Source organism: Bacillus cereus, assembly GCF_002567495.1.
GTDB classification, from domain to species: domain Bacteria; phylum Bacillota; class Bacilli; order Bacillales; family Bacillaceae_G; genus Bacillus_A; species Bacillus_A cereus_AQ.
This window is the reverse complement of sequence record NZ_NVAP01000043.1, coordinates 1-19522: the sequence shown is the minus strand read 5'-3', so window position 1 is coordinate 19522 and position 19522 is coordinate 1. Positions and strand designations below refer to the sequence as shown.

Genomic DNA, 19522 nt, shown 5'->3' with positions numbered 1-19522 from the left:
TAAGCACCTCACTATTGAGTAATAAAATCATGCTTAATTTGTGCAACTGTTCATTTTTTATGTAAGAAATTTTTAGCAGTGCCAACCGCCATTCACTCCGATGATTTGTCCAGTTATATAAGATGCTCCTGGTGATACGAGGAATGAAACTGTTTTCGCTACCTCTTCTGGTAACCCTATTCTACCTAATGGTATATCTTCAGCAATTCCCATTTTATCTTCTTCAGAAAAAACATTTAACATTTCCGTTTCAATTGCTCCTGGTGCTACTGCATTCACACGTAATCCACTTAAAGAAACTTCTTTCGCTAAAGCTTTTACATATGAATTTTGCGCCCCTTTTACCATTGAATAAAGCACTTCACAAGAAGCCCCTATTTGTCCCCATATAGACGAAACAATTACAATATTACCACTTCTTCTCCCGATCATAGGCGGAAGTGCCATTGAAAGTAGTTTATATACGTTCTTCACTTGAAGTTCTACCATATAATCCAATTCATCGTTTGTTACATCTGTTACTAGTCCAAAAATACTCTTCCCAGCTGCGTATACGATAACATCAATAGGATGTTCAATTTGTCCCCACAATTGCTCTGCTCCATCACTAGAAGCCAAATTCGCTTGAACAGGGATAACTTCCCCCCATGCCTCCTGTAATTCCAATACCTTTCCTTCACTATTATTGTAATGAACATAAACTGTATATCCATCTTGAATTAATTGTTTCGAAATAGCAGAGCCAATCCCTCCGCTCCCTCCAGTTACTAACGCATACTTTTTCATAAATTCCCTCTCTTATCTCTACAAGTTCAACTTTCACACAATTAAATAATACCCTCATCTTACAATTTTTCAATGATAAGATGAGGGTATCTTTACAATTTTATTTTTTCGGTAAAACCTGACAAACGCTCATTTTTTCTTCTGATAACAATAATTCCGCTACTTCTTGTAAGTCTTGAACGGTTAGCCCTTCTAATACAGTCAATGCCTCAAATAGACTAGATTCATTAAACGCATATCGTGTAAATTGATTTGCAATATATTCTGGTGAATTCAACGAGCGTAAAAAACCACCAATTTTCTTTTTCTTCACTCGTTCTAATGCCGCCGCATCTAATTGATCATAATCTGTTTTTAATAAAATATCTTTTAAACGATCTGCCAATTCATCAGGTTGTTTCGTATCACCACCAACCATTGCAAAGCCGAAGTTATTTTCTTCTGTATAGTCATACGAGAATGAATCATCAATAAGCCCTTCATTATATAAAGCTTCGTAATGAACAGAACTTTTTCCAAATAAATAATCTAAGAGTAACGTAAGCGCAATTTCTTGTTTTAAAAGCGCTTGCCCCTTTTCTTTTAAATTCGTCGCTTTAATACCCACTAAACATTTCGGTGTTTGCACAGGCATTGAAATAATTTTTTTCTTTTCATTTACCTCATTTGGTTCTTCTTCAAATGAACGCACAATTTCTGGCTGGTTTTTATAATCTTTTTTCGCTTGATTTTCACGTACTAAATCCATCGTTTTCTCTGGATCAATTGCACCCACAACAAATAATAACATATTGCTCGGATGATAAAACGTTTCATAACATTCATATAATAAATCTTTCGTAATTTTACTAATAGATTCGATTGTCCCTGCAATATCAATTTTAATTGGGTGTTTTACAAACAAGCTATCAATTAACCCAAAATACAGACGCCAATCTGGGTTATCTTGATACATTTGAATTTCTTGCCCAATAATCCCCTTCTCTTTTTCAACCGTTTTTTCAGAGAAATATGGCTCTTGCACGAAGTTTAGCAATGTATTTAAGTTTTGTTCTACGTTTGAAGTACATGAAAAAAGGTAAGCTGTTCGTGTGAAGGATGTAAAAGCATTTGCCGATGCTCCTTGTTTACTAAACAATTGAAAAGCATCGTGATCTTCTTTTTCAAATAATTTATGCTCAAGAAAATGCGCAATCCCATCAGGCACACGAATCATTTCTTCTTTCCCTAATGGTACAAATGTATTATCTACAGAACCATATTTCGTCGTAAACGTCGCAAATGTTTTATTAAACCCTTGTTTCGGTAAAACATATACATCTAATCCATTAGGAAGTTTTTCATAATAGAGCGTTTCTTTTAATTGCTCATAAACAATTTTCTCCATTTATTCTCCCTCCGTTCCTTGTAAAAAGTAAATTGTATCTAGTTCAATATTTTTAGCAACCTTTACAATTTCTTCTTTCGTCACATTTTCTATACCTGTAAGCCATTCTTCAACTGGACGTGTACGATCTGAAATAATACCATGATATAGCATTTCTACAAATCCACGCGGTGTATCAATTGCCTCTAATATTTGATTTTGAATGACACTTTTTGTTTGATGTATTTCTTCGTCAGAAAACTCTCCATTTTGCATCGCAAGCATTTGTTCTTTAATAATCTCAACTGCTTTTTCATAATTTTTCGCTTCGATTCCTGACATAACAAATAATAAGCCTTTATGACTTTCAAAGCGTGACGCTGCATAGTACGCTAAACTATTTTTTTCACGCACATTTACGAATAGCTTCGAATGAGAAAAACCTCCAAATAACCCATTGAACAATTGCAGTGCAAAATAATCTTCATCTTTATATGTGACAAACGTGCGATAACCGATGTGTAATTTACTTTGTTTTAATTCTTGTTTTTCAACAACTTCTTTTTCTTCATTATTTCGTCTATGCAGGAGTACATTTCTTTCTCTCACTGGACGCGCTGAAATAGAAAAATACTTACTTATAAGATCAACAGCATTTTCTGAAATATCACCAATAATATATAGATCCATTTCATCTTCCGCTAACACCTTTTGATAATATTGATACAGACTTTCATTTGTAATAGAAGTAACACTCTCTTTTTTTCCATTTGCACTTAAACGATACGGTTCTACTTTGCACATTTCTTCAATTAAACGTTCGTTTGCATAACGCATTTTATCATCATAAGTAGCTTCAATTCGCTGTAAGAGTGCTCTTTTTTCACTTTCTACGATAGAAGGTAGGAAACCGTTCCCCTCCGTTGCTGGATGTAACACAATATCCGACAACATAGAAAGCGCTTTTTCAAATAACGGTGGTGCATCATGTAAATATACTTCATTTGCAATGTCTACATAAATGGAGATGATATGGTCTTCTCCTTTTTTACTTACATCTACCGCTAAAGAAGACCCGTATAATTCTTCTAAATATTGACGAAGACGAATTACAGAAGGTAATTTTTCTGTCGCACTTTGCAATACATATGGCAATAGGGCACGCTCTGTCACCGTCTCTTCATTTAAAGGCGCTTTAAAACGAAATACAAACGTATTCGTTTTATATTTATCAGTCGGAATAATATGTACGCGTAAACCACCTAACTCATGTAGTTGTTGTTCCATTAGTTTCATTTATAGCCCTCCTTTACGTATATAGGAATATTCCTCTTCAATATACAGTTTTTAGAAATGAAAAATCAACTTTTCTTCCTTATTATGCTTACATATGATTCTTTCTAAAAACTTTAATATGTAAGGAACATAGTAAAATTCCGTATTAAATATATTCTATGTAAAAAAGCCCACACTAATGTGCGAGCTTTTTTATACTTATAAAATACTTATCGTTTTCCTTTTTCATAAGGAGTTCCTAATGCTTTCGGAGCTTCAGAACGGCCTACAAAACCAACAAGTGCTAATATTGTGAATACATATGGTAATATCGTTAATAAAACACTTGGAATTTGATCTAATACAGGAATTGTTCCACCTGTTACACTAAGAGATTGCGCAAAACCAAAGAATAGAGCTGCACCTAGTGCGCCTAGTGGATTCCACTTTCCAAAAATCATAGCCGCTAAAGCTAAGAAACCTTGTCCTGTAATAGTTGCCCCTGAGAAGTTATTAGAAATTGACATTGCAAAAATCGCTCCACCAATTCCAGCAAACACTCCTGATATACAGACTCCAATATAGCGCATTTTATATACGTTAATCCCCATCGTATCCGCTGCCATTGGGTGTTCACCAACAGCACGTAGACGAAGACCAAACGGTGTTTTATAAATAACATACCAAACAACGAATGCTAAAATAATGGCAATATACGAAGTTATTGGTACGTTCGAGAAAAATATTTTCCCTAAAACCGGAATATCCGAAAGGCCTGGAATATCAATCTTTTCAATACGATACTGAATAAAGTCAGTCTGCCCTTTATCAAAAATCTTCTTAATTGCAAATACTGTTAAACCAAGAGATAAGAAGTTAATTGCTACACCACTTACAACTTGATCCGCTCGGAATGTAATAGAGGCTACCGCATGAAGTAATGCAAATAATCCACTACCAATTGCCGCAAATAATAACGCAATCCATGGAGTCATCGTTCCCCAAGTATCACCCATTAATAAGTTTGTAACTACTCCAATAAATGCACCAAATAGCATTAGTCCTTCTAATCCGATATTTACAACACCCGATCTTTCACTAAATACACCACCTAATGCTGTGAAAATTATAGGTGCTGATGTATATAACGTACCCGTCACAAGAATGGCTAATATATCTAAAAAGCTCATTTATTTCCCCTCCTTGCTCATGCGTGTAAGCGCCCATCTTAACACATAACTACATGCAACAAAGAAGATGATACATGCAATAATTACATTAATAAGCTCTGATGGTACATCTGCCTCAAAGTTCATTTGAGGGGAAGCACTTTTCAAACCACCAAATAATAAAGCTGAAAGGATTATACCAAACGGATTATTCCCTCCAAGTAACGCTACAGCAATCCCGTCAAATCCTACTCCTGTAAACGAAGACATCGCTGTCATACTCTGGAATGTTCCTAATCCTTCCATCGCTCCACCAATCCCCGCAAATGCACCAGCAATTGTCATGGAGAATACTACATTACGAGAAACTTTCATACCTGCATATTGAGAAGCATGCTGATTAAATCCTACCGACTTTAATTCGTAACCTAAAGTTGTTCGATCTAATAAGAACCACATTAAAATAGCGATTAAAATTGCTACAATAATTCCCCAGTGTAGACGTGAACCATCAGTAATAGAAGCAAGCCAGTCTGAAGATAGTGACGCACTCTCTTTAATATCATACGTTTTGTCATTACCCGCATGTAAGAAACGCTTAATAATGTCATATGTTACATACAACGCGATATAGTTCATCATAATGGTTACAATAACTTCATTCACTTGAAACTTCCCTTTTAAATATCCCGGAATGAAGCCCCAAATTCCGCCCACCAATGCTGCGAATAAAATAGATAATGGAATATGAAGGAAAGCTGGTAGTGAGACTGCATAACCGAACCAAACCGCCGCAAGCCAACCAACTAACAATTGACCCTCTACCCCGATATTAAATAAACCTGTACGAAATGCAAACGCCACCGATAAACCAGCAAGAATAAGCGGGATCATTGTACGAAGCGTTTCACCAATCGCACTTGCGCTACCGAACATACCTGTCCAAAGTGCACTATAACCAACAATTGGGTCATAGCCACTAACTAGCATTACAATTGCTCCTACAAGTAAGCCAAAAATAACGGATAGTACTGGGACTAAAATATTTATCGTTCGCTCTGTTAAAAGTTTTTTAGCCATTGGTACCCACCTGCTCCTTCTTTGTTCCTCCAGCCATTAACAACCCAAGCTGTTGTTCATTCGTTTCTTTCGCATCAACTATTGCTACAATTTTCCCTTCATAAATAACAGCAATTCGATCGCTAACATTTAAGATTTCATCTAACTCTAGTGATAAAAGTAATACACCTTTTCCTTTATCTCTTTGCTCTATTAATCTCTTATGAATAAATTCAATTGCTCCTACATCTAAACCACGTGTTGGCTGTGCCGCGATTAATAAATCTGGATCACGGTCTACTTCACGTGCAATAATTGCTTTTTGTTGATTCCCTCCAGATAGAGCGCGTGCTAACGTTTGCTCACTAGGTGTACGTACATCAAACTGTTCAATAAGAGCCTTTGCTTTTTCTGTAATTTTGCTGAAATTTAAAATCCCTTTCTTTGAAAACGGATTTTTATAGTACGTTTGCAGAACTATATTATCTCTAACAGAAAAATCAAGAACGAGTCCGTGTTTATGACGATCTTCTGGAATATGACCAATTCCCTCTTCTGTTATTCTTCTAACAGGCCAATTTGTTATTTCTTTTCCTCTAATTGCAATAGAACCTGACTCAACTTTTCGTAAACCAGTAATTGCTTCTATTAATTCACTTTGTCCGTTTCCATCAATTCCTGCAATCCCAACAATTTCCCCCGCACGAACAGTTAAGTCAAGGCCTTTTACAGCAGGTAGTTGACGTGCATCGTGAACAACAAGGTTTGCAATTGAAAGTACCTCTTCTTTTGGCTTCGCGTCTATTTTTTCTGTTTTAAAATTCACTTGACGTCCGACCATTAATTCTGCAAGTTTATTTTCATCCGTATTTGCAACGTCAACCGTTCCAATCCCTTTTCCTTTACGAATAATCGTACAACGATCGCAAACTTCCATAATTTCTTTCAACTTATGTGTAATAAGAACAATAGATTTTCCTTCTTGCACAAGCTTTTTCATAATTTGAATTAGCTCATGAATTTCTTGTGGTGTTAACACAGCTGTCGGTTCATCAAATATTAAAATTTCTGCACCGCGATAAAGAGTTTTCAAAATCTCAACACGCTGTTGCATACCAACTGAAATATCCTGTATTTTCGCATATGGATCTACAGCTAAGCCGTATTGTTCAGACAGTTTTTGAATTTCTTTAGCAGCTTCCTCAACAGCAATTTTCCCTTTTTTCCTCGGTTCATTTCCGAGAATAATATTCTCTGTAACTGTAAAATTATGAACAAGCATAAAGTGCTGATGAACCATTCCAATACCAAGGTCATTTGCCACATTCGGATTGGTAATGTTTACAGACTTTCCTTTAATTTTAATTTCACCTTGTTCTGGTTGGTACAAACCAAATAGTACATTCATCAATGTGGATTTCCCTGCACCATTTTCTCCAAGTAAAGCATGTATCTCACCCTGCTTTACTTGCAGCGTAATATCATCATTCGCTACAATGCCTGGGAATACTTTCGTAATATTATTCATTTCAATTACGTATTCCATTGTGTTCCTCCTTTTAACAGGGAACATTCCCCTATTACACTATTAACTTATTAAGCAATTCGGAAGTTTTATACATACAAAGGTTAGTTCTATGAACTAACCTTTGCTATTTCTCTATTTATTTTTTTAGAGAAGCTTCATATTCTTTATACTCTTTATCTGTAGCCGGTACTTTAATTTCACCGTCTGTAATTTTCTTTTCAAATTCTTCTACTTTTGTTAAAATTTCAGGGTTAACTTTTTTCACGTTATCAGTTGTTTTTGAAATACCAATACCGTCATCTTTTAAACCAAACGCTTCAATTTTTCCACCTTTTAACTTTCCATCTTTTGCTTCTTTAGCTACTTTTTCTACAGCTACATCAACGCGTTTTATCATTGAAGTTAATGTTACATTTTCAGGCATACCTTCTTGATGTTGGTCACGGTCAACACCGATTACCCAAACATTTTCACCTTTTTTCTTACGGTTTTTCGCTTCAGTGAACACACCGTTACCTGTACCACCAGCAGCATGATAAATTACATCTACGCCTTGACCGTACATTGCTGAAGCAAGAACTGTACCTTTTTCAGGCTTATCGAATGCTTCTGCATATTCAGATACGATTTCAATGTTTGGATTTACTGCCTTTGCACCAGCTTTAAATCCATTTTCAAATTTACTAATTAAATCACTCTTCATTCCACCAACAAATCCTACTTTATTCGATTTTGTTGACATAGCCGCTACCGCACCTACAAGGAATGATCCTTCATGATCTTTAAATGTAATGCTCGTTACGTTCGGTGCATCTACAACAGTATCTACTATTGCAAATTGTTGTTTTGAAGATTCTTTTGCAACTTCTTTAATTGCACCTTCTAATTTATAACCAATTCCGAAAGTTAAATCATATTTATCTTTTGAGAATTTTTTTAAATTCGGAATATAATCAGCTTCTTTTTCAGACTGAAGGTAACGATAATTTGTCTTTTCTTTTAAACCATTATCTTTACCAAACTTTTGTAACCCTTCCCAAGAAGATTGGTTAAATGATTTATCATCAACGCCCCCAACATCTGTTACGAGACCAACCTTGAAGTCTTTATTGTCTTTCGTGTCTTTCTTGTCACTGCTCGCCTTATCCGAGTTACCACATGCACCTAAAACTGTACTTGCTGCTAATGTTAATGATAATAAAAGGCCTGCTTTTTTCTTCATACTAGAAACCCCTCCAAAAATGATATATATTTATTTATTCTTACGCTGCTGTCCCTTACTTCTTGCTGTCACCTCCCTAAAAAGGAATTTACCTACATACGCTTTCTTAATACGTGGAAGCTAAATTTATCAGCTCTAAAGTAATTGATAGAATATAAGATTGGCTCATCATTTTGATCATAGTGCATTTGTTTTAATACAAGCAGTGCTGTTTCAGGCTCACATTCTAAAATCGGTGAGATTTTCGGATGATAGCCAATTGGCTCAATGTGAGCAACCGCATATGTTATGCGCTTATGCGTGTTATTATGTATCACCGTTAATAATGATTCCTCATTATAACCCGATAAATCTGGCAATATCTCTTTTGCAAGTTTATCGATACAATACACAACAGGTTCCCCATCTGCTGTACGCACGCGTTCAATCATCACTGCATTAAAACCATCTTCACTATTAAACTTCTCTTTTTCCTCTTCTGTTAAAGTTGTAGTAGATGATGATAAAAAGATTGTTCCTGGTGTTTTCCCCACACTAGAAATCATATCTGTAATACTAGAAAGTTGTTCTATTCCAGAAGAAAATAATGGCTTTGCATTTACAAATGTCCCTACGCCATGTCTACGAATGACAACATTTTCTTCTTCTAAAATACGCAACGCTTCCCTTAAAGTCGCTCTACTTACGCCAAGTTCTTTCGCTAAATCAAACTCTGATGGTAACTTTTGTCGTTCTTTATAAGCTCCATCTTTAATTTTTTCTTTGATGTGATCAATCACCCGTAAATATAGGTGACGACTATCGGATTTTACTGACATAAGACTCCCCCGCATTTCAATTATTCGACCTCTGATGTAAGACTTCTTTTCTCTTTTTTCAACTTACAACATAGTACAAATGACTAACTACTAAAAATAAGCGCAATTGTCGAATAAATAATAATAATTTTTTAAGATGAAATTTTCACTCTTTACTGCATAAAAAAAACTTTGCACCATAAACATTCCTCATTTCGAGAAAAAGTTCGGCACAAAGATCCTTTACATCCTTTGTTACACACTTTTCCCCTCATAGTCTAGCAATTCATGGTTGCCAGGTAGAAACTTATGGACCTTATCTCCAAGATTATATGAGGCAGTGATTCTTTTCGAAGTAATCTTACCATTTGCTCTCATACGTGTCAACAAAATCTAACATTTTTCTACATTAAATATCGAACATTTACAAAAAACACAATCAAAGTATTCGTATTCTAAAGAACACCTCTAAATGTAAGCCCTTTCTTTATTGCTGAGTATAGTATATAACAAAAACACTATATAAAAAAGCCTAATTGTAAAAACAATTAGGCTTTTTTTAAGAACTTTTTTCTTGTACATCATTAATGAGCACTTCTCTCGGTTTACTACCTTCATATGGACCTACTACACCATTCATTTCCATTGCATCAATTAGACGAGCAGCTCGCGTATAACCTACTCTAAACCTACGTTGTAACATAGAAACAGATGCTGTTTGCATTTCCACTACAAGTTGAACCGCTTCATCGTATAATTCATCTTCTACTTCCTGCTTTGTATCAGGAACATCTTGCGGAATCATATCTTCTTGATATTGCGCTTTTTGCTGTCCAATAACATATTCTACAACTCTCTCAACTTCATCATCTGATAAAAATGCACCTTGTACACGTACAGGTTTCGATGCACCAATTGGTATAAACAGCATATCTCCACGACCTAACAACTTCTCCGCACCACCACCGTCAAGAATTGTACGTGAATCAGTTTGAGAAGATACAGCGAATGCAATACGTGATGGAATATTCGCTTTAATAACACCTGTAATAACATCAACCGATGGACGCTGCGTCGCAATAATTAAATGTATACCAGCAGCACGAGCCATTTGCGCGAGACGCATAATTGCATCCTCTACATCAGACGAAGCAACCATCATTAAATCAGCTAACTCGTCCACAATGACTACAATATACGGCAATTCGGGTTGCTTCGCTTCTGATTGACTATTATGTTCTTTAATATAGTCATTATAGCCTTCAATGTTACGCGTACCACTATGAGCAAATAATTCATAACGACGTTCCATCTCACTCACAACTTTTTTCAATGCTTGCGATGCTTTTTTCGGATCAGTTACAACTGGTGTTAACAAATGAGGCACACCGTTATATACATTTAACTCTACCATTTTCGGGTCAATCATCATTAATTTTACTTCATGTGGTTTTGCACGCATTAAAATACTAACAATAATACCATTAATACATACACTTTTCCCGCTACCTGTCGCACCAGCTACGAGTAAATGGGGCATTTTATTTAAACGAGCTAATACAGCTTCACCTGTAATATCCCGTCCAAGACCAATTAACAACTTCTCTTCCGGATGATTATTAGCCTTAGAATCAAGAACTTCCCTCAACGTTACCATCGAAACTTCTGAGTTCGGAACTTCGATCCCTACAGCTGATTTCCCGGGAATTGGCGCTTCAATACGAATGTCCTTTGCAGCTAAAGCAAGCGCTAAATCATCACTTAAACTGACAATTTTGCTTACCTTTACCCCCATATCAGGATACACTTCATATTTTGTAACTGCAGGACCTCTATGTACTTTTGTCACTTTCGCTTTCACACCGAAACTTTGGAATGTACGTTCTAATTTACGAGCATTCTCATAAATTTCCGCATTTTCATTTGTAACTTGCTTATTCTTTGGAAATTTTAATATATCAAGTGAAGGAAGCTTGTAATCTTTATTTTCTACATTTGAAAATTGCATAGGAGGTGCTTGTGCTTCACTCTCTAACGATTCAACGATTTTTTCCCCACGCTTTTTCTTTGGTTCTTCAATTGGTGGAGTCTCTTCAATAGACGGCGAAGTTATCAAATCTTCTTGCTCTACTTCGATTCGTTTATCTTCTTCTTCATTTACAGGATAATTCTCAGTGAAATTTGAAATAATTGGCGGATCAATTTGGATTTCTTCCATCGGCTCAATAACTTCTTCTTGTTCTGTAGCACGTTTGCTTCTTGTACTTCTTGTTGTTTTTTTCTTTTCTGTTTGTTCAGCCGTTCTTTTGGATCTCCAATCTTTATAATCCCCTTGCATCACTTCAAATTGACTTCTAAGAATTCTACCAACTGGAGCTAACACTTCTCCAATATGTTTATTTGTTATACAGAGTATCCCAAGAATAACTAAAATAATTCCAATGATATAGGCTCCTACTTCGTCAAATAAGAAATAACATGTCGCAAACATAAGCGCACCAAACATACCACCGCCTAAATGAACGCTATCTGGCCCCTTTTTCATTTCAAGAAAGAAGTTATCTTTCGTACTCACAATAACAGAAGTATTTTGCACTGCTCCATCTTTTGTAAGAAGGTTAAATAATGTAATATGACTAAACATTAATATCGCCAATACAATTAAATAAAATCCAATTAACCGTTTATTTAAAAGGTTCGGCCATCCGCGTTTTATAACAAAGGAAATCGATAAAGCTATTACACCTAACACACCAATTATGTACCACTCACCAAAGAAGAAGCGAAAAAATAACACAAACGATTTCCCTACAACGCCTAGCTGTAAAATCGTAATGATTGAAAGTGCAAAAAGAGTTAAACCGACGATTTCATAATACAAAGTTGGCTTTATCGTACGTCTTGCCTTTGCCTTCGTCCCTCTTTGCTTTTGTTTTGCCATTTCTTCACCTCGTGTTCTACATATAAGTAAAACTCCCTTAAAAATGCTCTACTTATATGTCTGTTTTCTCTATTTTTCAGGTCTTTATATCTTCTATTTTTACACTTCTTGTAAAATGCTAAATAAACAGAAGAAAGCAGCCTACTCATGGCTGCTCAACCGTCTTGTTTTTTATATTATACCATAGCTCCTAAACAAAATCCTTCTTTTTGCTAAAAGGTTATTTTCTGACCGGGCTCAAATTCTAAGTAGTGAAGTGGGTTCGTACTGAGCACACGTACAATAGAATAATACCCATGTTCCTCTTCAGAAACCATTAATTCTACACCATTTATATTTACAACTTTTTGACTTTCACATTGTGAATAATCGGCCGGATACACAAGTTGCTCTGGCATAATTGTATATAAAATCATTGTAGCATTGTCCCTTCTGCACTATCTTCCGCGCGAACATCTATTAATTCGTTTAATTTTCGAATCGCATTTCCAATACCACCGACATCATCAATAAGACCGTACTTTACTGCATCCCCACCAATTACATTCGTCCCAATATCTCGCGTTAAATTCCCTTTCGCAAACATAAGCTCTTTAAAACGATCTTCTGTTACTTTCGAGTGCTTCGTCACAAAACGAATGACTCTTTCTTGCATTTTATCCAAATACTCAAATGTTTGTGGCACACCTATGACAAGACCTGTTAAACGAATTGGATGAATTGTCATCGTGGCAGTTTCCGCAATAAACGAATAGTCAGTAGAAACGGCAATCGGTACACCGATGGAATGTCCCCCTCCTAAAACTAGAGATACTGTTGGTTTTGAAAGTGAAGCTACCATTTCAGAAATTGCTAGCCCAGCTTCAACGTCACCTCCAACTGTGTTTAATATTAAAAGCAAACCTTCAATCTTCGGATTTTGTTCAATCGCAACAATTTGCGGAATGATATGCTCGTATTTTGTTGTTTTATTTTGCGGTGGTAATTGAACATGACCTTCCACTTGTCCAATAATCGTTAAACAATGAATACGTGATTCATTCATTTGTGGTACATTTGTCTGTCCAAGCTGTTGAATTTTTTCTACTATTGAAGCCTCTTTTCCAGTTTCTTTTGGCTCAGCTTCTTTTTCCTCATTTGTATATCGTTCACGTTCTGTCATTTCGCATCCCCTTTCACTCGTATATAACTATTATTTCTTAAGTTATAAATTTCATTCGATAGGGTTAAAAAAGAAAAAAGATCACCCGTAAGGGTGACCTTTTTTACACTTCCATAATAATCGGTAAAATCATAGGTTTTCTCTTTGTCTCTTCGTACAAGAACTGCCCTAATAATTCACGAATATTTTGTTTTAACATAGACCATTCAATTGAATATTCTTTAATTGATTGCTCAACAATCATACGTACAATCTCTGTAGATCGTTCAATTAACGCTTCTGATTCACGAACATATACAAAACCACGTGAAATGATTTCTGGACCAGAGATAATTTTCTTTTCATCTTTACCAAGTGTTACAACAACTACTAATATTCCATCTTGAGATAACATCTTTCTATCTCGAAGAACGATATTACCAACGTCACCTACACCTAATCCATCAATTAACACATTACCAGCTTGCACTTTACCGACTAAGTTCGCTTCATCGTCACCAAAACCAATTACATCGCCTTTTTCTACGATAAAGATATTTTCTCTTGTAATACCTACATCTTCAGCTAAATATGCATGTGCTTTTTGCATACGGAACTCACCATGTACGGGTACAAAGTACTTCGGTTTCATTAAATTCAGCATTAATTTTAATTCTTCTTGGCTACCATGACCTGAAACGTGAACTTTTCTTTCACCGTAATAAATAACTTCTGCTCCAGCTCTAAATAACAAATCAATAATTTTCGATACAGATATTTCATTCCCCGGAATTGGAGAAGCTGCAATAATAACAGTATCACCTTTACGAATTGAAATTTGTTTATGAGCCTGCTTCGCCATTCTAGAAAGGGCTGCCATCGGTTCACCTTGACTACCTGTCGTTAAAATAGCTACCTTTTTCTCTGGGAAATTGTCTACTTCTTGTAATGAAATAACCATACCTTCTGGAACATCTAAATAGCCAAGACGTCTTGCAATGTCTACCACTTTCACCATACTACGTCCTACCACTGCTACTTTTCTTCCTGTTTCGGCAGCCGCGTCAAATACTTGTTGAATACGATGTACATTCGATGCAAATGAAGCAACGATAATACGACCTTCTGCACCGTAGAACACTTTAGAAATTTCTACACCAACTTCTTTTTCCGAACCTGTATAGCCTGGACGCTCAGCGTTTGTACTATCCGATAATAAGCAAAGTACGCCTTCATTTCCTATTTGCGCCATTTTCCCAAGATCCGCTCCATTATTTCCAATTGGAGTTTGATCAAATTTAAAGTCTCCTGTATACACTACAGCACCTTTTGATGTATGGAAGCAAACACCAACAGAATCCGGAATACTATGTGTCGTTCCAAAGAATGAAACTGTTGTAGTATTAAAATCTACTGTTGAATTTGAATCAATTGTTTTTAAGTCTACACGGCCTAACATGCCCGCTTCGCCAAGTTTTTCTTGTATAAGTCCTACCGTTAATTTCGTTGCATACACTGGAATAGATAATTTACGAAGTACATAAACAATTCCACCGATATGATCTTCATGACCGTGAGTAATAAATAAACCTTTTACTCGCTCTTGATTTTCCACTAAGTATGTAATATCAGGAATAACGATATCAATCCCAAACATTTCATCTCCTGGGAACATTAATCCTGCATCTACAATAAAGATTTCAGAATCAATTTCAACACAGTACATGTTTTTCCCGATTTCACCTACTCCACCAAGAGCAAATACTTTAACAGACTCATTCTCTTTTCTCTTCATGTTGTTGCCTGGTTTAAAAATCTTGCAAACACTGATTTCACTAAAATTGCAGAGACACCAGGGGAAACTCTACAACCACCATATATTCACCGTCCAAGACGAATGTCCTTACCGTTATGCGATATCATGTCCTTGTATATTTTTTAAACCAGGTTTCACCTCTCTTTCATTATATAAATCAAATATCTTATTCGATATGATATGAAAATTTATTTAAATTATAATTTCTTCCAATTTTGCTAAGCATACCCGTACTAAGCTACTTAGCCATATTATACCTGATACAAGAAATAGAACACAAGTTAAATCGTGCGAAAGAAAAAGTAAAAGAAAGGAACAGCACCAAAAATATCTGACTTATTTCCGTTACTTTTATAGTCCATGTTATTTTGAAAAAGCTCCTCTAAATACGCTAAATTACTTTCATATGATGAATTCCCCAGATTTTTTTCTTGAATTGTACAAAAACACTTATAAAATGAAGGTTTTTTATAGATTACGTCATATTTGAGACAATTCCTCTAAAAACATAACCGAAAGTATATTCTGTACTAGCAACTACTTTTCAACAAAATTAAAGATGTAAGATCCTTTTCTTATAAACACTGCATTACATGACAAAAAGCTATGAATTACAAACTCCCGCTAGAAATTTCTAGCGGGAGTTTAAGTTGACAATCACTATTAAAACCAAGAGGTTAGAACCTAATTAATGGAAAAGTCTATATCATACTTTAACAAGTAGAGAACACGTAGCGTAATACTTATTTTAAACATAAAAATGTTTTCGATATTATAGGGTCATATACAGATGTGAAAGGCGCGCCTGAAATCATTTTACAAAAGTTTCACTTTAAAACAGATTCAAACATTTTCATATCAATAAAAAAATGACCTAGTTTCACACTAGGTCATTTTTATTAACGAGGAATAGATTGCATGACAGATTGTAACGTTACTCTTTCTTCTTCTGTTAATGGAAGAAGTGGTAAACGTACAGAACCTACATCTAATCCAACCATTTGTAACGCTGTTTTTACTGGAGTTGGACTTGGCGCCATAAATAATGAATCAGTTACTCTTACAAGTAATTGATGTAATTTTTGTGCCTTCTTAAACTCTCCTGCTTGGAATGCTGTAATCATTTCTTGCATTTCGTTTCCGATCACATGAGATGCTACTGAAACGATACCTTTCGCTCCAATTGCCATAGCCGGTAACGTTAAACCGTCATCACCGCTGTATACCGCAAAGTCGTCCGCTGTTTTTTCAATGATTTCTGTCATTGTTAACACATCGCCGCCTGCATCTTTAATAGCAACAATGTTTTCTATTTCTGATAAACGAACAACTGTATCAACGGAGATTTGTACAATAGATCGCCCTGGAACGTTATATAGCATAACCGGAAGCGGCGTACTTTCAGCAATTGCCTTAAAATGCTGATACATTCCTTCTTGACTCGGCTTGTTATAATACGGTGCTACTAACATTACTGCATCCACACCAACTTCTGTTGCCTTTTTAGTTAAGTCAATAGAAGCATGCGTATTATTGCTACCTGTTCCAGCGATTACGGGCACCCTTTTATCGACAACAGATACGACATGGCGATATAACGCTACTTTTTCTTCTGAAGTTAATGTAGGAGATTCACCTGTCGTTCCTCCTACCACGATTGCTGTTGTACCGTTATCAATTAAATAATTTACCAATTTCGTTGTCTTTGCAAAATCGATATTCCCGTTTATATCAAACGGTGTTACCATCGCGGTTGCAATTGTCCCAAAATCTATCATGGTCTCACTCCTTATTGTTCCAGTTGCTTTTCTTTTGAAAGCTCAAACGCACTATGTAATGCATTTACAGCCTCCACTAAATCAGTTTCTTTTACAAGAACCCAAATTGTTGTATGACTATCTGCCGATTGCAGAATTTGAATACCTTTTTCCGCTAAAGCTGTAACGATTTTCGCAGTAACCCCTGGGATGCCTGCCATTCCAGCTCCAACGATAGATACTTTCGCACAATGTTCTGTCACAATTGGCTCATATCCAAGTTGTTTTAGCACTTCGACAGCAAGAGCTGATACATTATCGTTTACTGTGTATGCTACACCAGTAGGAGAAATGTTAATTAAATCAACACTAATTCCTTCATTTGCCATTTCTTTAAATACATGTTGCTGTATATCGTATGCTGTTTCTTTTGCAAGTACTTTAATTTGCGTTACGTTTGATACGTGGGCAATACCTGTAACAGGACGCTCTTCTACATCCTGCCCTTTTGTAGCACCATCGTATGCTGCAATAAGCGTACCTTCACTATCAGAATACGTAGAACGAACACGAAGTGGCACTTTTGCATGCATCGCAATTTCAACTGCACGTGGATGAACGACTTTTGCACCTTGATAAGCCATGTTACAAATTTCGTTATACGTTACAGTTTGAAGATGACGTGCATCTTTTACGATACGAGGATCCGCAGTCATAACACCTTCTACATCTGTGAAGATATCAATAAATTCAGCATGAAGCGCAACACCTAAAGCTGAAGCTGAAGTATCGCTACCTCCGCGTCCAAGTGTTGTCGTATCACCTTTTTTCGTTTGCCCTTGGAATCCTGTAACGACGATTACATCTAGATTTTCTAACTCTTCATGTATACGATCGCAATTCATTTCAATAATCTTTGCATTCGTAAAATCATCATTTGTTACAAAACCAGCTTGTGCACCATTTAATGCTGCTGCCTTTATGCCGTTTTCATTCAACATATTAGAGAAAACAATTGCAGAGATTAACTCTCCGCACGATAATAATAAATCTTGCTCACGTTTAGAAATAGTAGATTCCTCTTGATTGACAAGACTTAATAACGTATCCGTTGCATATGGTTCACCTTTACGTCCCATAGCAGATACGACAGTAACTACTTTATAACCAGCAGCTAATGATTTTTTTATATGATGAAGCGCATGCTTACGTCCATTTTCATCACGTACTGATGTGCCACCAAATTTTTGAACAATTATTTTCATATTTTGCACCTTCTCTTAGCCGTTTACACTAATTGTAATTTTACTAAGCGCTCTGCAATTTGAACAGAATTCCATGCAGCGCCTTTTAATAAGTTATCAGATACGACCCAAAGATGGAATCCTTTATCGTTATTTAAATCTTTACGGATTCTTCCAACGAATACTTCGTTTTTACCTACTGCAGTAGCTGGCATTGGATATAACTGCTCTTCTGGATTATCTTGCAGAACAATACCTTCCGCATTTGCAAGTAAGCTCTTGAATTCTTCTACTGTTACACCTTCTTTTTCTACTTCGATGTAAACAGACTCAGAGTGTCCTGATACAACTGGTAAACGTACACATGTTGCCGCTACTTCTAATTCAGGCATATGCATAATTTTTTTCGTTTCATTAATCATTTTCATTTCTTCAAACGTAAATCCATTATCTTGGAACTTATCAATCTGTGGAATCGCATTAAAAGCAATTTGGAAATGCTTCTTATCGCCTGATACAGGAAGAACATTTGCCTTAACTTCTTCGCCATTTAAGATTGCTTGTGATTGTTCATGAAGTTCTTCAATAGCTGCCGCACCAGCACCTGATACAGCTTGATATGTGGAAACGATTACTCGTTTTAAACCATATTGCTGACGAACTGGCTCAAGAGCTACTACCATTTGAATTGTAGAACAGTTTGGATTTGCAATAATACCATTATGTTCTTTTAAGTCGTTTTCATTTACTTCAGGTACAACAAGTGGCACGTTTTCTGTCATACGGAATGCACTTGTATTATCAACAACAATCGCACCGCGTTTTGCTGCTTCTGGCGCTAATTGTTTCGATACAGATCCACCAGCACTAAATAGTGCGATATCTACTCCTTCAAAGCTTTCAGGAGTTGCCTCTTGAACTGTAAATTCTTCGCCTTTATATACAAGTTTCTTACCTGCAGATCGTTTAGATGAAAGTAACGTTAATTTCCCGATTGGAAATTTTCGTTTCTCTAAAGTGTTTAACATTTGTTCACCAACTGCGCCGGTTGCTCCAACTACAGCGACATGAAAAGTTTTTTGCTTTTCCATCACTATGCCCCTTTCTAGATACCAATCCTTCTATAACTTAGAATCAGAAGGAGTATACAATACCCCTTCTAATCTTAATAACGTTAATTTTATCATATTCTACAGTAAGAATGATGGTTTCATCAAAAATTGTCCGTTTTTTTTCGTTTTTTAATTCATATATCTGAATTTTTCTACGACCACCGGTTGCAATTGCTTTCCTTGCAGCGCTTCTAATACTGTATCTTCCAGTAACTCCATACGAGCTACCATTGAGTTCGGTTTTTTCTCTGGTGCATCTTGCCCGAATGGGACGAAGTAGATGTTTTTTGTGGCCATTAGGCGCATGAG

The 19522-nt window shown here is 36.0% G+C and carries 15 protein-coding genes, 1 pseudogene and 1 riboswitch; all 16 genes and pseudogenes read right to left on the bottom strand.

Going from position 1 to position 19522, the window contains the following annotated elements:
- Nucleotides 1-72 precede the first annotated feature (72 nt).
- Nucleotides 73-786, bottom strand: coding sequence for an elongation factor P 5-aminopentanone reductase (gene ymfI, locus COK05_RS20440; protein ID WP_098614012.1), 714 nt, complete (start codon nt 784-786; stop codon nt 73-75).
- 100 nt (nt 787-886) lie between these two features.
- Nucleotides 887-2173, bottom strand: a complete 1287-nt coding sequence (gene yfmH, locus COK05_RS20435; RefSeq protein WP_098614011.1) for an EF-P 5-aminopentanol modification-associated protein YfmH — start codon at nt 2171-2173, stop codon at nt 887-889.
- On the bottom strand, nt 2174-3448 hold the full coding sequence (yfmF, locus tag COK05_RS20430; RefSeq protein WP_098614010.1) for an EF-P 5-aminopentanol modification-associated protein YfmF: 1275 nt from the start codon (nt 3446-3448) through the stop codon (nt 2174-2176).
- A gap of 209 nt (nt 3449-3657) precedes the next feature.
- Nucleotides 3658-4617 (bottom strand): ABC transporter permease, encoded by a 960-nt coding sequence (locus tag COK05_RS20425; RefSeq protein WP_000008857.1) that lies wholly within the window; start codon nt 4615-4617, stop codon nt 3658-3660.
- Nucleotides 4618-5676 (bottom strand): ABC transporter permease, encoded by a 1059-nt coding sequence (locus tag COK05_RS20420; RefSeq protein WP_001085254.1) that lies wholly within the window; start codon nt 5674-5676, stop codon nt 4618-4620.
- On the bottom strand, nt 5669-7201 hold the full coding sequence (locus tag COK05_RS20415; RefSeq protein WP_098614009.1) for an ABC transporter ATP-binding protein: 1533 nt from the start codon (nt 7199-7201) through the stop codon (nt 5669-5671). The genes COK05_RS20420 and COK05_RS20415 overlap by 8 nt, the downstream gene beginning before the upstream one ends.
- A 118-nt stretch (nt 7202-7319) precedes the next feature.
- Entirely contained in the window at nt 7320-8405 is a 1086-nt protein-coding gene (locus tag COK05_RS20410) for a BMP family lipoprotein (protein ID WP_000725769.1), read from the bottom strand.
- Nucleotides 8406-8497: 92 nt separating this feature from the next.
- On the bottom strand, nt 8498-9223 hold the full coding sequence (locus tag COK05_RS20405; protein ID WP_000114182.1) for a GntR family transcriptional regulator: 726 nt from the start codon (nt 9221-9223) through the stop codon (nt 8498-8500).
- Nucleotides 9224-9456: 233 nt separating this feature from the next.
- A riboswitch (purine riboswitch) is annotated at nt 9457-9558 on the bottom strand.
- A gap of 203 nt (nt 9559-9761) precedes the next feature.
- Nucleotides 9762-12143: a DNA translocase FtsK gene (locus tag COK05_RS20395; RefSeq protein ID WP_098614008.1), complete on the bottom strand. Its 2382-nt coding sequence runs from the start codon at nt 12141-12143 to the stop codon at nt 9762-9764.
- A gap of 212 nt (nt 12144-12355) precedes the next feature.
- Entirely contained in the window at nt 12356-12559 is a 204-nt protein-coding gene (locus tag COK05_RS20390; protein ID WP_079245858.1) for a YlzJ-like family protein, read from the bottom strand.
- Nucleotides 12556-13305, bottom strand: coding sequence for a translocation-enhancing protein TepA (tepA, locus tag COK05_RS20385; protein WP_098614007.1), 750 nt, complete (start codon nt 13303-13305; stop codon nt 12556-12558). The genes COK05_RS20390 and tepA overlap by 4 nt, the downstream gene beginning before the upstream one ends.
- 103 nt (nt 13306-13408) lie before the next feature.
- Nucleotides 13409-15079, bottom strand: a complete 1671-nt coding sequence (locus tag COK05_RS20380) for a ribonuclease J (protein ID WP_098614006.1) — start codon at nt 15077-15079, stop codon at nt 13409-13411.
- 920 nt (nt 15080-15999) lie between these two features.
- A complete protein-coding gene (gene dapA, locus COK05_RS20375; protein WP_098614005.1) occupies nt 16000-16878 on the bottom strand; it encodes a 4-hydroxy-tetrahydrodipicolinate synthase in 879 nt (292 codons plus the stop codon).
- 11 nt (nt 16879-16889) lie between these two features.
- Nucleotides 16890-18122 carry an aspartate kinase gene (gene dapG, locus COK05_RS20370; RefSeq protein ID WP_098614004.1) on the bottom strand — a complete coding sequence of 411 codons (1233 nt, stop codon included), beginning with the start codon at nt 18120-18122 and terminating at the stop codon, nt 16890-16892.
- A 23-nt stretch (nt 18123-18145) separates the two neighbouring features.
- Nucleotides 18146-19192: an aspartate-semialdehyde dehydrogenase gene (gene asd, locus COK05_RS20365; RefSeq protein ID WP_098614003.1), complete on the bottom strand. Its 1047-nt coding sequence runs from the start codon at nt 19190-19192 to the stop codon at nt 18146-18148.
- A gap of 150 nt (nt 19193-19342) precedes the next feature.
- Nucleotides 19343-19522, bottom strand: a pseudogene (gene spoVFB / locus COK05_RS20360) (dipicolinate synthase subunit B); the annotation flags it as partial.